Source organism: Pseudomonas sp. Z3-6, assembly GCF_051131985.1.
GTDB classification, from domain to species: Bacteria; Pseudomonadota; Gammaproteobacteria; order Pseudomonadales; family Pseudomonadaceae; genus Aquipseudomonas; species Aquipseudomonas zanjanensis.
This window is the reverse complement of sequence record NZ_CP071644.1, coordinates 161,622-175,186: the sequence shown is the minus strand read 5'-3', so window position 1 is coordinate 175,186 and position 13,565 is coordinate 161,622. Positions and strand designations below refer to the sequence as shown.

Annotated in this window: 10 protein-coding genes; 5 read left to right on the top strand and 5 right to left on the bottom strand. The window is 60.3% G+C overall.

The annotated features are described in order from the left end of the window. Window positions 1-6: 6 nt before the first annotated feature. On the bottom strand, window positions 7-1,422 hold the full coding sequence (locus tag J3P88_RS00795) for an acetyl-CoA carboxylase biotin carboxylase subunit (protein ID WP_003187105.1): 1,416 nt from the start codon (window positions 1,420-1,422) through the stop codon (window positions 7-9). 187 nt (window positions 1,423-1,609) lie between these two features. On the opposite strand from J3P88_RS00795, the gene J3P88_RS00790 reads away from it, so the two are divergent. Then, window positions 1,610-2,572: a LysR family transcriptional regulator gene (locus tag J3P88_RS00790; protein WP_053126704.1), complete on the top strand. Its 963-nt coding sequence runs from the start codon at window positions 1,610-1,612 to the stop codon at window positions 2,570-2,572. Here J3P88_RS00790 and J3P88_RS00785 read toward each other — a convergent pair. Further along, window positions 2,514-2,723, bottom strand: coding sequence for a PA3496 family putative envelope integrity protein (locus tag J3P88_RS00785; RefSeq protein WP_434573474.1), 210 nt, complete (start codon window positions 2,721-2,723; stop codon window positions 2,514-2,516). The genes J3P88_RS00790 and J3P88_RS00785 overlap by 59 nt on opposite strands. Before the next feature lie 255 nt (window positions 2,724-2,978). Then, complete coding sequence (gene hexR, locus J3P88_RS00780) at window positions 2,979-3,845, bottom strand: transcriptional regulator HexR (RefSeq protein WP_003187110.1); 867 nt, start codon at window positions 3,843-3,845, stop codon at window positions 2,979-2,981. Between the two features lie 444 nt (window positions 3,846-4,289). On the opposite strand from hexR, the gene J3P88_RS00775 reads away from it, so the two are divergent. Then, window positions 4,290-4,604, top strand: a complete 315-nt coding sequence (locus tag J3P88_RS00775; RefSeq protein ID WP_434573472.1) for a hypothetical protein — start codon at window positions 4,290-4,292, stop codon at window positions 4,602-4,604. A 72-nt stretch (window positions 4,605-4,676) separates the two neighbouring features. On the opposite strand, the gene J3P88_RS00770 is transcribed toward J3P88_RS00775, so the two are convergent. Next, window positions 4,677-7,550 (bottom strand): putative bifunctional diguanylate cyclase/phosphodiesterase, encoded by a 2,874-nt coding sequence (locus J3P88_RS00770; RefSeq protein ID WP_434573470.1) that lies wholly within the window; start codon window positions 7,548-7,550, stop codon window positions 4,677-4,679. A 261-nt stretch (window positions 7,551-7,811) separates the two neighbouring features. On the opposite strand from J3P88_RS00770, the gene uvrD reads away from it, so the two are divergent. The 3 genes from uvrD to J3P88_RS00755 all read left to right on the top strand — a co-directional run bounded on the left by uvrD (window position 7,812) and on the right by J3P88_RS00755 (window position 11,738). Further along, entirely contained in the window at window positions 7,812-9,995 is a 2,184-nt protein-coding gene (gene uvrD, locus J3P88_RS00765) for a DNA helicase II (RefSeq protein WP_186710753.1), read from the top strand. 319 nt (window positions 9,996-10,314) lie between these two features. Continuing rightward, window positions 10,315-11,190, top strand: coding sequence for a Tim44 domain-containing protein (locus J3P88_RS00760; RefSeq protein ID WP_186728407.1), 876 nt, complete (start codon window positions 10,315-10,317; stop codon window positions 11,188-11,190). Between the two features lie 140 nt (window positions 11,191-11,330). After that, on the top strand, window positions 11,331-11,738 hold the full coding sequence (locus J3P88_RS00755; RefSeq protein ID WP_186728408.1) for an SMI1/KNR4 family protein: 408 nt from the start codon (window positions 11,331-11,333) through the stop codon (window positions 11,736-11,738). A 13-nt stretch (window positions 11,739-11,751) separates the two neighbouring features. Here the strand turns inward: J3P88_RS00755 and J3P88_RS00750 are convergent, their stop codons facing one another. Then, window positions 11,752-13,515, bottom strand: a complete 1,764-nt coding sequence (locus tag J3P88_RS00750; RefSeq protein WP_434573467.1) for a cation:proton antiporter — start codon at window positions 13,513-13,515, stop codon at window positions 11,752-11,754. Between the last annotated feature and the right edge of the window lie 50 nt (window positions 13,516-13,565).

Genomic DNA, 13,565 nt, shown 5'->3' with positions numbered 1-13,565 from the left:
GATTCCTTACAGGCCTGCGTGGGCGGCAATGGCGGCGGCGATGGCCAAGGCCAGCTCTTCGGGTTTGCGCTTGATCGAGTAGTTGGTCAGTTCAGGATGGCTTTCAACGAAGCTGGTGTTGAACTGGCCGCTGCGGAATTCCGGATTGCGCAGGATTTCCTGGTAATACGCGGCGGTGGTCTTGACCCCCTGCAGGCGCATGTCATCCAGGGCTCGCAGGCCACGGTCCATCGCTTCTTCCCAGGTCAACGCCCAGACCACCAGTTTCAGGCACATCGAATCGTAGAACGGCGGAATGGTGTAGCCGGTGTAGATCGCCGTGTCGGTGCGCACACCCGGGCCGCCCGGGGCGTAGTAGCGGGTGATCTTGCCGAAGCTGGGCAGGAAGTTGTTTTTCGGGTCCTCGGCGTTGATGCGGAACTGCAACGCAAAACCCCGGTGCTGGATGTCTTCCTGCTTGACCGACAGCGGCAGCCCGGAGGCGATGCGGATCTGTTCGCGAACAATGTCGATACCGGTGATTTCTTCGGTGATGGTGTGTTCCACCTGCACCCGGGTGTTCATCTCCATGAAGTACACCTCGCCTTCGGCGAGCAAAAACTCCACGGTGCCGGCGTTCTCGTAGCCCACGGCCTTGGCGGCGCGCACCGACAGGTCACCGATGTAGGCGCGCTGCTCGGGGGTCAGTTGCGGGCTCGGGGCGATTTCGATCAGCTTCTGGTTACGGCGCTGGATCGAGCAATCGCGTTCGAACAGGTGCACCACGTTGCCGAAACTGTCGCCCAGGATCTGCGCTTCGATGTGCTTGGGATTGACGATGCATTTTTCCAGGAACACTTCCGCCGAACCGAACGCCTTGGTGGCTTCGGAAATCACCCGCGGGAAGGCCTGTTCGAGTTCTTCACGGCTGTTGCAACGACGGATACCGCGACCGCCGCCACCAGAGGTGGCCTTGAGCATCACCGGGTAACCGATCCGATCACCTTCGGTCAGGGCCTCTTCGATGCCCGCCACGTTGCCTTCGGTACCCGGCGTGACCGGCACACCGGCCTTGATCATGCTGCGACGCGCTTCGGTCTTGTCGCCCATGCGGCGAATGACTTCCGCCGACGGGCCAATGAATTTGATGCCGCGTTCAGCGCAGATGTCCGCCAGCTCGGCATTTTCCGAAAGGAAACCGTAGCCGGGGTGCAAGGCATCACAGCCGGTTTCCACCGCCAGGTTCACCAGTTTGCGCGGGTTGAGGTAGCCGGCCAGCGGATCAGCGCCGATGCTGTGGGCCTCGTCCGCACGCTTGACATGCAACGCATGACGGTCCGCGTCGGAGTAGACCGCGACCGAGCGAATGCCCATCTCGGCGCAAGCGCGCACGATGCGGACGGCAATCTCACCACGGTTGGCGATCAGGATCTTTGTTATCAATTGGAGGTTCCCTTGAGCCGGTGATACCACGGCCTGGGATCCAGGCCGACGCGTGACCAGATGTAACAATTGGTCGCAGCTCCACACTAGTCCTGGCTGTGGATTAACAAAAATGAATAATTATTGGGTCATGCATAAGCAAAGACTTATAGTTGAGCTGTCCGCCCCACACCAGAGTACTTAAAAGATGCGTAAGTCGTTGATGCGTATGACATTGCGCCAATTGCAGATTTTTAACGAGGTGTGCGACCTGAGGTCCTACAGCCGTGCAGCCGACGAAATGTCTCTCACACAACCGGCCGTTAGCCTACAGATTCGATCTCTGGAAGAGCTGATTGGCCAGCCGTTATTCGAATACGTCGGCAAAAAACTCTACATGACCGAAGCCGCCGAAGCCCTGCAACGTGCCAGCCGCGACATCTTCGGGCGCCTGGAAAACCTCGATATGCAGCTCTCGGACATGCAGGGTTCGCTGCAAGGCCAACTGAAGCTGGCGGTGGAGTCCAGCGCCAAGTACTTCGTCCCGCATCTATTCGCCGCATTCAAGCGCCAGCATCCGGAGGTCAACCTCAACCTCACGGTGGTCAATCGCGGCCAGGTCATCCGCCGGCTCTCGGACAACCGTGACGACCTGGTGATCATGTCCATGGTGCCCCAGGACATGGGCCTGGAATTCCTGCCCTTTCTCAACAATCCGATCGTCGCCGTGGCGCCGCCCGACCATCCGCTGTGCCACCTGGGTCCGCTGCGCTTGCAGGACCTGGAGCCCTACACGCTGCTGTTGCGCGAGCCGGGGTCCGGCACGCGACTGGCCTGTGAGGAATATTTCAAGGAGAAACGAGTGCACTTCACCCAGACGCTGGAAGTGGCGTCGGCGGAGGCCCAGCGCGAATGCGTAGTAGCCGGGCTGGGCGTGGCGCTGTTGACACGCCACGCCGTGAGCCGGGAATTGTCGTCCGGCGCGCTCATCGAGTTGCCGGTGGAGGAATTGCCGCTGTACCGCAGTTGGTGCCTGGTGCAGGCCAGGGCCAAGCGCCTGTCACCGGTGGCCCATGCCTTCCTGGCCTTCGTTCGCGGCGAGCGCGCTCAGATCATCGGCCTGGTTGAGCGTTTCGACGGGAAGCCGCCGGCGTTGCCTGCCAGTAATTGAACTCTACCGCGTCAGGAAGTTCGCTGATCTCGGCCAGAAGCTGACGCTGTTCATAGCGGTCTTCGATTGCACGACGGAACGCCATGCGGCGTTGGTCTTCCTGCTGACGACGGGTTTTGACGGCGCTGCGTTCTTCGTAGGACTGGGTCATGTCGAGACTCCCAAGACGTATACGGGAGCTTTACGATGACGATGAGGGATGACGGTTTGGCGGCGCGTGCGTTACAGAACGATGAATTCAGGGGAAATGATCCCCTGTGGCGAGGGAGCTTGCTCCCGCTCGGCTGCGCAGCAGTCGCAAACCAGCCAATGCGGTGTATCTGGGAAAATCGTTGGGGGCTGCTTCGCAGCCCAGCGGGAGCAAGCTCCCTCGCCACAAAAGCCCCTCGACCTCAGGGCTTGGGATTCAGTCGTCCAGCGCCTTCACCGACTTGGGCGACAGCCTCAGGCTGCGAAGGCTGCGCTTCACGCTCTTGAGGTGGTTGACCAAGCTCGGGCCACGAGCCATGGCGACGCCCATCGCCAGTACGTCGATCACCACCAGATGGGCGATGCGCGAGGTTAGCGGCGTGTAGATCTCAGTGTCCTCATGCACGTCGATGGCCAGGTTCACCGTGGAAAGCTCTGCCAGCGGCGTCTGGCTCGGACACAAGGTGATCAACGAGGCACCGCTTTCGCGCACCAGGTTCGCGGTGATCAGCAGGTCCTTGGAACGCCCCGACTGGGAAATGCAGATCGCCACATCGGTGGGTTTCAAGGTCACTGCCGACATGGCCTGCATGTGCGGGTCGGAATAGGCCGCTGCCGTCAGCAGCAACCGGAAGAACTTGTGCTGGGCATCGGCGGCCACCGCGCCCGAGGCGCCGAAGCCATAAAACTCGACACGCTGGGCCTGGGACATGGCCGTGACGGCTTTTTGCAACGCCACCGGGTCGAGCTTCTCGCGAACTTCCATGAGGGTATGCAGGGTCGTGTCGAAGATTTTCAGGCTGTAGTCCGCCACTGAATCATCTTCATGGATCGCAAACTGACCGAAGCTCGCGCCGGCGGCCAGGCTTTGCGCCAGCTTGAGTTTCAGGTCCTGGAAGCCCGAGCAACCGATGGCCCGGCAGAAACGCACGATGGTCGGTTCGCTGATGCCGACGCTGTGGGCAAGATCGGCCATGGAGCTATGCATCACGGCCGCGGGATCAAGCAGTACGTGATCGGCGACTTTCAGCTCCGACTTGCGCAGCAAGTGGCGTGACTGGGCGATGTGTTGCAACAGGTTCAAGGGGCTGGACTCTTGTTATGGGCAGATGCCGGGATGTAGCAAGCTTGTAGTTATACTACAAGAATTGGCGCTTTGCCCGTCCAAAACGTAACTGGATTACCTCGCTGCCCCTTTGTTTTGGCCGAGGATTGCCCGATGTAGCAGTCTGGGCCGTAGCGCAAAGCCTCTGCGCTGTCGATCGCCTGACTTCCCGACCCGGCCAGAGCTTCCAACGTGGGCAATAGCGTCTATTTCCAATGAGCCAAACACTCAACAACTTGCAGTTCCCAACAATATATAATCCCTACAACCCTAGGCAGTAGCTCTCAAGCCAAAACCAAGTAGGCCATTGAAAGTTCATTTCTCCTTACAATACCAACTGCCACTTAGCTAACACCATCAAGTCAAAGCCGTTATATTGGCTCCCGCAGGAAGCAATCAACTTTAACTAAAGGAATTACCACTATGAAAATCACAACTAAAGATTGGACAGCACAAATCGATCGTATGCCAGGAGCTGCATCTTTCCGCACCTTTGGCACCGTAACCGTAGCAAATTCCGGCGTTATCCCGACGCTGGTCCGGAGCGCCAAACAGGACAAATCTTTTGATCTACGATTGGAGTTGATACTTCAAAATTCCGACGGGGTTTCGCTACAAGTGCTCACAGACAAGGTTGTCGAATACAAAGAGCTGGGTAAATCCAACGTCACCAGTGTCAGTATTTTTTTCGAAGGAAAGTTGCTGCACCACATTGATGAAATTCTAATCACCCACTAAGCATTCGGCCACAAACAACTTCCCGCCCGACGCATTCGTCGTCGGACGGGAAGTTTCAATCGGCGATCAGGTTCACTCAGCCAAGTGTTCCATCCGCAACAACTTGGCCAACCCCTCGGCTTCCACCGGCCGGCTGATCAGATACCCTTGAACCTCATCGCAACCTTCGTTCCTGAGGAACTCAAGCTGCTCCTGGCGCTCAACGCCTTCAGCCACTACCTTGAGCGACAAGCCATGGGCCATTGCAATGATTGCCCGGGTAATGGCGGTGTCCACGCTGCCCTCGCCCAGCCCGCGGATGAACGCCTGGTCGATCTTCACGTAGTCCACCGGGATACGCTTGAGGTAGCTCAGGGATGAGTAGCCGGTGCCAAAATCATCGATCGCCAGCTTGACCCCAAGGTCGCGCAATTGCTGGAACGTGGCGATGATGTGTTCAACGCTGTCGAGCAACTGGCTCTCGGTCAACTCCAGCTCCAGGTACTGGGGCGCCAGGCCGGTTTCCTCCAGCACTTGTCGCACCAGGCTGACCAGCTTGCCCTGGCGCAACTGATGCACCGACAGGTTGACCGACACCCTGATCGGCTCAAGTCCTTGGCGCTGCCATTCGCACGCCTGCCAACAGGCTTGGCGCAACACGAACTCGCCAATCGGTCCGATCAGCCCGGTCTCTTCAGCCAAGCCGATGAAATCCCCCGGCGGGACTCGGCCCATGGCCGGATGATCCCAACGCACCAGCGCCTCGGCGGCGTTCAGGCGACCGGTGGCCAGGCACAATTTGGGCTGATAAAAGACCTTCAGTTGTTGCTCTTCCAAGGCCTTGCGCAGTTGATTTTCCAGTTGCAGGCGCTCCAGCGTGCTGGCCTGGAGACTCTCGGTGTAGAACTGGAAGTTGTTGCCCCCCAGGTGCTTGGCGTGCTGCATGGCCATGTTCGCCTGGCTGACCAGCGTGGCAATTTCTCGCGTGTTGTCTGGCAACAAGCTGATGCCGATGGAGGCACTGAGCACCAATTCATGACCTTCGATGGTCAGCGGCACGCGCAGCTTGGCGGCCAGCCGGGTCGCCACCCGCGCCAGGCTGGAAAGGCTGCCGTAGGCATCGAACAACACCGCAAACTCATCGCCGGATAACCGGGCAATGGTGTCGGCCTCGGGCAGTGCATTGATCAAGCGCCGCGCCATTTTCTGCAACAACTGGTCGGCGATGTCATGGCCGAGGCTATCGTTGAGCAGTTTGAAACGGTCCAGGTTGATATGCAGCAACGCCAGGCTACGCCGTCCACCCTGGCGCACCCGCTGATGAGCTTCGTTCAGGCGCTCGCGGAACAGGGAGCGATTCGCCAGCCCGGTCAGCTCGTCGTAATGGGTCAGGTAGCGCATGCGCTCTTCGGATTCGCGGCGCGCCGAAAGATCGGCGAAAAAGCCCACGATATGGCTGATATTTCCCCGAGCATTGCGCACGACGTTCAGTTGCAGCCATTGCGGGTACAACTCGCCGTTGGCCCGCGCCTCCACCAGCTCACCCTGCCAGGTGCCATGCTGTTTGAGCGCTTGACGAATGATGGGGTAGTGCCGGCGCGCGTCGCGACTGCACGGCAGGTTGACGACGTTGCGCCCAAGCATGTCATCGATATTGAAACCGGTGACTCGCGTGAACGCTTGATTGGCCGCGAGCAGCACATAGTTGGGGTCGAAAATCACAATCCCTTCGCTGGCGGCCTCGAACACCGTGGCCGCCAGCTGCCGTTGCTGCTCGAGTTCCTTGCTCGCGCTGATGTCGCGCCGAGTCCCGACCATGCGCAGCACCCGTCCGCTGGCGCTGCGCTCCACGGCCCGGCCACGGTCTTCAATCCAGACCCAATGGCCATCGCCGTGCCGCACCCGGTATTCGATCTGGTAATCCTCGCTGCGACCCTTGAGGTGTTCGACCAGGGCCCGCTTGAGCGCCGGCAGGTCTTGGGGGTGCAGGCGCGGAGTGAGATGGCTGAGCATCGCCGTGACGTATTCGGGCTCCAGGCCGAACAACTCCTTGAGCTGGGTGTGATGGACTTCGTCAGTCTGCAGGTTCCAATCCCACAACCCCAGCTCACTGGCCTTGAGGGCCAGGGCCAGGCGCGCCTCGCTTTTGCTCAGGGCCTGGCTGGCGGCCTCCAACTCAAGGCTGCGCTGCGCGACCCGCGCCTCCAGGCCCACCTGGGCCGCCCGCAATTTTTCCTCGGCCGAGCGCCGTTGCTCAACCTCCCGGCCCAGCGCCTCGTTGAGCATCGCACCGCGGGTTTGGGTTTGCTGCAGATGCTCGATCAACGCCTGGTTCTGGAAACGGCGCAACATGCCATTCTGAATCAGGCGATTGACTTGCCAAGCCACCACGCTCAAGGAAACCAACACAATCAGCCCGAGCCAGCCCCACCCCCGCTGCTGCTCATCGCCACCCCAGAAGAGATAGCCGATGGCCGGCAACAGGCAGGGCAAGGCAAAGGACAGGAACGCCGGAAGACTCACGGCATAGGCCACGCTGGCCGACAACGCGGCCGCGCCAATCAGGCCGAACACCCAGGCCTGCTGCTGGAAGCTGTCGGCCGGGACCAACGCGATGCCAGCACCAGCCAGCGTGAGGCCGGTCATCGCCGAGCCCAGCAAAAACATACGCAACCAGATCGGGTGGGCCTGGCGGCTTGGCATTGCCGAATCGAAAGCCGCCACCTGGATCACCCGCAACGCCACCAGTGACAACAACCAGACGAGCCAGACGCTGACCAGGAAATAGCGCCGCGGCTCCCATAACAGTGCGGCGCAGACCAGACCGTTGAGCAGCATGAACAATGTAGGAAGCAGTGAGCCCTGATACAGCAGACGTGTGCGCTCGACCGCCATCTCCGTGGCGTACTGCTTGCAGATGACCCGCGGTTCCATACAGGGGCCCGCCGGATCGGAATTGAGGGTCATTGGCACTGTTCTTGTTCTTATAGAGAGGAGCGTGGAGAACCCGAAACAAGCGCCGAGCATACACAAGCCATGGGCCATCCCACACTGCCCCAGCTCATAAAAACATTGAAAAAAGTCGCTATTTCATTGGATGGCGCCCCTCCCGAGCGAGTCCTGCCAATGCCTGTAGCCCGTGACTCGCCGGTCATCACCAAACGGTCTTTTATCGGCCGATGCAAAGCTCGGTTTGCCCGGGGTGACGCCGCACCCTAGAATGCTCCGATGCGCGATGATCTCTCCCTTCTGCTGAACTCCCTCAACGATGCCCAACGTCAGGCCGTAGCCGCCTCCGTGGGTCGTCAGTTGGTCCTGGCCGGTGCCGGCTCCGGTAAAACCCGAGTGCTGGTGCACCGTATCGCCTGGTTGATCCAGGTCGAGAACGCCTCGCCCCATTCGATCCTGTCGGTGACATTCACCAACAAGGCCGCGGCGGAGATGCGCCATCGCATCGAACAACTGATGGGCATCAACCCCGCCGGCATGTGGGTCGGCACCTTCCACGGCCTGGCGCACCGCTTGTTGCGGGCGCATTGGCAGGAGGCCGGGCTGAGCCAGACCTTCCAGATCCTGGACAGCGACGACCAGCAACGCCTGGTCAAGCGGGTGATCCGCGAGCTGGGCCTGGACGAACAACGCTGGCCGGCCCGCCAGGCCCAATGGTTCATCAACGGCCAGAAAGACGAAGGCCTGCGCCCGCAGCATATCCAGGCCAGCGGCGACCTGTTCCTGGCAACCATGCGCAGCATCTACGAAGCCTACGAGGCGGCGTGCCAGCGTGCCGGGGTGATCGACTTTTCCGAGCTGCTGCTGCGGGCCCTGGACCTGTGGCGCGACCACCCGGGCCTGCTGGCTCACTACCAAAAGCGCTTCCGGCATGTACTGGTGGACGAGTTCCAAGACACCAACGCCGTGCAATACGCCTGGTTGCGCCTGCTCGCCAAGGGCGGCGACAGCCTGATGGTGGTGGGTGACGACGATCAGTCGATCTACGGCTGGCGCGGCGCCAAGATCGAGAACATTCACCAGTACTCGGCGGACTTTCCCGACGCCGAAGTCATCCGCCTGGAACAGAACTACCGCTCCACCGCCGGCATCCTCAAAGCCGCCAACGCCCTGATCGCCAACAACACCGGGCGCCTGGGCAAGGAACTGTGGACTGATGGCGGCGAAGGCGAAGCGATCAACCTCTATGCCGCCTTCAACGAACACGATGAGGCCCGCTACGTGGTGGAAACCATCGAGAGCGCGCTGAAAACCGGCCTGGCCCGTAGCGACATTGCCATCCTGTACCGTTCCAACGCCCAGTCGCGAGTGCTGGAAGAGGCCTTGCTGCGCGAACGGATCCCTTACCGCATCTATGGTGGCCAGCGCTTCTTCGAACGTGCGGAAATCAAGAACGCCATGGCCTATCTGCGCCTGATCGAAGGTCGGGGCAACGACGCGGCCCTGGAGCGGGTCATCAACGTGCCTACGCGGGGCATTGGCGAGAAAACCGTCGAGGCGATTCGCGATCACGCGCGCCACAGCCATGTGTCCATGTGGGAAGCCATGCGCCAGCTGGTCACCAACAAAGGCGTGACCGGTCGCGCCGCCGGTGCCCTGAAGGCCTTCATGGACCTGATCGAAGACCTGGCCGCCAAGTGTGGGGAAATGCCCCTGCACTTGATGACCCAGACCGTCATCGAGCAGTCCGGCCTGATCGCCTACCACGAAGCGGAAAAAGGCGAGAAAGGCCAGGCCCGGGTGGAAAACCTCGAGGAACTGGTCAGCGCCGCGCGCAACTTCGAGAACACCGAAGAAGACGCAGACCTGTCGCCCCTGTCGGCCTTCCTCGGTCACGCCTCGCTGGAGGCCGGCGACACCCAGGCCGACGAACATGAAGACAGCGTCCAGCTGATGACCCTGCACAGCGCCAAGGGCCTGGAATTCCCTTACGTGTTTCTCGTGGGCATGGAAGAAGGCCTGTTCCCTCACAAGATGAGCCTGGAAGAGCCGGGACGCCTGGAAGAGGAACGACGCCTGGCCTATGTCGGTATCACCCGCGCCATGCAGAACCTGGTCATGACCTACGCCGAAACCCGACGCTTGTATGGCAGCGAGACCTACAACAAAGTGTCGCGCTTCGTACGTGAAGTGCCGAAGGGCTTGATCCAGGAAGTGCGGCTGTCCAACAGTGTCAGCCGACCGTTCGGCGGCGGCCAGCAACAAAGCACCAGCAGCTTGTTTGGCGGCAGCGATATCCCGGAAACCGGCTTCAGCCTCGGCCAGACCGTGCGGCACTCGGTATTCGGCGACGGCGTTATCCTCAACTTCGAAGGCGCCGGCGCCCAGGCCCGGGTGCAGGTGAATTTCAGCGAAGGCAGCAAGTGGCTGATGCTGGGGTATGCCAAGCTCGAAGCGATCTAAAGACCCACAGGAAGCACCCTCTGTGCCTCCTGTGGGAGCAAGGCTTGCCCGCGATAGCGATCGGTCTGACACATCTGTCGAATGGGCCACCGCTTCGCGGGCAAGCCTTGCTCCCACAGGTATAAAACCCCCACCCACATTGTAGTTTCCGATAGAACTTGTTCCCCTTTCCTACAGCCCAAAGCGAACAAGCCTTCTTGCACAGCCGAAGCTGAACCTAAGCTGTCACGCAAAAGCCCGAAACACTCTCCCGCTAGCCAGCAACACTTCAGCTGTGCAACATGGCGCGCGTGCTATCCACAAATGGGAATGCCTTTATATGAAACGTTTTCTTAGCATCGCCATGGCGTTGTGCATCGGCCTGACGATGGCCATCGACGCCAATGCCGCCAAGCGCTTTGGCGGTGGTAAAAGTTCGGGAGCAGCCCCGACTCACCAGACCAGCCAGATGGCGCCGTCTTCTGCCGCCGGCTCTACCGCTGCCACCGCAGGCGCGGCCGGTGCCGCGGGCGCTGCCACCAAGGCCAGCGGCGCGTCGCGCTGGCTCGGCCCCCTGGCCGGCATCGCTGCCGGTGGCCTGCTCGCCTCCATGTTCATGGGTGACGGCTTCCAGGGCATGCAGATCTTCGACATCCTGATCATGGCGGTCATCGCCTTCCTGGTCTTCCGCTTCATTGCCGCTCGTCGTCGCAAGCAGCAGGAGCAACTCGCTCCAGCTGGCCACGCGCCGATGCAGCGTGAAGTGTTCAACCAGCAGCCTGCCAGCGGTTCGATCTTCGGTGGTTCGGCAGCGCCTGTGGCCGCTCGTCCGGTGATCAATGCGCCGGCCTGGTTCAATGAACAACGCTTCATCGAAGCCGCGCGCAACCACTTCATGGCCCTGCAGCAACATTGGGACGCGAACGAGATGGACAAGATCTCCGAGTTCGTCACCCCGCAATTGCTGGAATTCCTCAAGCGCGAACGGGCCGAACTGGGTGACGGCTTCCAGTCCACCTACATCGACAACCTGCAGGTGCAACTGGATGGTGTCGACGATCGCGCCGACAAGACCATCGCCACCTTGACCTTCAGCGGTCTGTCGAAGGATTCTCGCTTCGACAAGGGCGAAGCGTTCAGCGAAAGCTGGAACATGGAACGTGCCCAGGGCGATGACCAGCCTTGGCTGGTGGCTGGTATCCGCCAGAACGGTTGAACCTTTACCGTTTTTGCATGTTGAAATAAAAGAACCCCGGCTCAGGCCGGGGTTTTCTATTTCGCGGTTGCATCTATAGCGAGCTACTGTATAAACCGCTCCATATAAAACCGCGCCATCGAGAAAGAGGATCCCCGGACGTGGAAGAAATCATCGAACAATTGCGTGAAGCCAACGAGCCCGTACCGGTCCCGCTGGAATTGCCCGACGAAGACATGCTGGTAGAGATCGAAGAGCAGCTGTTCATCGATATCCCGTTCGTCTTCAGGGAGTTTTTGCTAACCGTCAGCGACGTCGTCTACGGCAGCCTGGAACCGGTAACCGTCACCGATCCACAGTCCCACACCTACCTTCCGGATGTGGCCGCCAATGCCTGGGATGCCGGTGTCGACCGCAGCCTGATCCCGATCTGCCAGGACGGCGATGATTATTACTGCGTCGAAGAAGACGGCACGGTGGTGTTGTGGCAAGCCGAAGAAGAACTGGTCGCCGAGGAAACCTGGGAATCGGTCTGGCACTGGGCCCGGGACGTCTGGCTGGAAAGCTGAGCCCCGCTGCCGGTCAATGCCCGGACGACTCCTTGTGGTTGTCCAGGGTTTCAAGCAAGGCCACCTGCATCCGCGTATGCAAGCGGATGAACCAACGCCAAAGCAGTGCCGCCACGGCAGTCGCCACCACGGCGATCAGTACGAGCAACTTGTTGGTCGGCAGGATGCTGGCCGACAAGGCTGCCAACAGCAGGAAAATCACCAGCAGCGAGAGAATGGGGATCACTTCGGCGATCACCCGGCGCACGCGCTGGGTGTGGCGGCCAGCCATCTCCGGCTTCACGCCCATCTCCGCCAGCAACATCGACAATGCCTTGAGCTTGCGGTAAGCAGCGATCAGGAACGGCAGCGACAGCAGTAACGCCCCACCCCAGATCAATGCTTTTTGCCAGCTCGAATCGCTGATCCAGGCTTGCAGGTAAGCCGACATCCGCTCGGCGAAATATCCCCCCGAGACAAAAATGGCGATGACCAACGCCAGGTTGACGCCTACCTGCAGGAGAATCCGCCGGATCATCGACGCCAGCATCGCACCTTCGCCGTGGGGCTGGATGCTACGCAGCCATTCGCCATACATCCCCAGCACTCGCGTCAGCCGTTGCGGCATGGCCGTTGCCAACTTGACGGACAGCGGGTCGGCGGCCCGGATCAAGTAAGGCGTCAGCAGTGTGGTCAGCACCGAGACGGCGACCGCTACCGGGTAGAGGAAATCGCTGGTGACCTGCAAGGTCATCCCCAGCGACGCGATGATGAAGGAGAATTCGCCGATCTGCGAAAGACCCATCCCAACGCGCAACGAGGTGCGCCCATCGTTGCCGGCGATAAAGGCACCGAGGCCGCACGACAACATCTTGCCAAGCACCACGGCGCCCGTGATCACCGCAATCGGCCAGGCGTATTGCAGCAATATCGCCGGATCGAGCATCAGCCCGATGGCGACAAAGAAGATCGCGCTGAACAGATCGCGCACCGGCTCCACCAACCGCTCGATCTTCAGCAGTTGCCGGGACTCGGCCATGATTGCACCGATCAGGAATGCCCCGAGCACCATGCTGTATTCCAGCTTCACCACCAGCAGGCAGAAGCCGAAACACAGGCCCAGTACGGTAATCAGCAGCATTTCGTTGCTGTCGAACTTCGCCACGTAGGCCAGCAACCTCGGCACCAGCAGAATGCCGATGACCAACGCGACGATCATGAACAGCGACAACTTGCCAACGGTGGAAAACACCTCGCCGGAGCTCACGGTGCCGCTGACGGCAATGCTCGACAGCAAGGCGATGATGCCGATACCGAGGATGTCCTCGACGATCAACACCCCGAAGATCAACTGCGCGAAGCGCTCGTTCTTCATCTTCAGGTCGTTGAGGGCCTTGACGATGATGGTGGTGGAGGAAATGGCCAGGATCGCGCCCAAAAACAGCGAGTCCATGGTGCTCCATTCGAACCAGCGGCCGATTTCATAGCCGATCCAGATCATCAACACGATTTCGAGGAACGCCGCGATGAAGGCCGTGGCGCCGACCTTGAACAGTTTGCGCAGGCTGAATTCCAGCCCCAGGCAAAACATCAGGAAGATCACCCCGAGCTCGGCCAGGGTCTTGATCGTGTCTTCGTCGTGGATAAAACCAAACGGCGGCGTGTGCGGGCCAATGATGAAGCCGGCCACGATATAGCCCAGTACCACCGGTTGTTTGAAACGATGAAAGAGTACGGTTACCAGCCCCGCAGCCATCATGATGATCGCCAGATCCTGGATGAAACTGATGGCATGCATGTCGGGGCTCCCTGTTCAAATGACGCACTGCCGAGCTGGAGAAATCCGTT

Excerpts from the sequence above, each read along its gene's own strand:
- J3P88_RS00750 (WP_434573467.1), bottom strand. The coding sequence starts at position 13,515 with ATGCATGCCATCAGTTTCATCCAGGATCTGGCGATCATCATGATGGCT.
- J3P88_RS00775 (WP_434573472.1), top strand. The coding sequence starts at position 4,290 with ATGAAAATCACAACTAAAGATTGGACAGCACAAATCGATCGTATGCCA.
- J3P88_RS00790 (WP_053126704.1), top strand. The coding sequence starts at position 1,610 with ATGCGTAAGTCGTTGATGCGTATGACATTGCGCCAATTGCAGATTTTT.
- J3P88_RS00770 (WP_434573470.1), bottom strand. The coding sequence starts at position 7,550 with ATGACCCTCAATTCCGATCCGGCGGGCCCCTGTATGGAACCGCGGGTC.
- J3P88_RS00785 (WP_434573474.1), bottom strand. The coding sequence starts at position 2,723 with ATGACCCAGTCCTACGAAGAACGCAGCGCCGTCAAAACCCGTCGTCAG.
- J3P88_RS00760 (WP_186728407.1), top strand. The coding sequence starts at position 10,315 with ATGAAACGTTTTCTTAGCATCGCCATGGCGTTGTGCATCGGCCTGACG.
- uvrD (WP_186710753.1), top strand. The coding sequence starts at position 7,812 with ATGCGCGATGATCTCTCCCTTCTGCTGAACTCCCTCAACGATGCCCAA.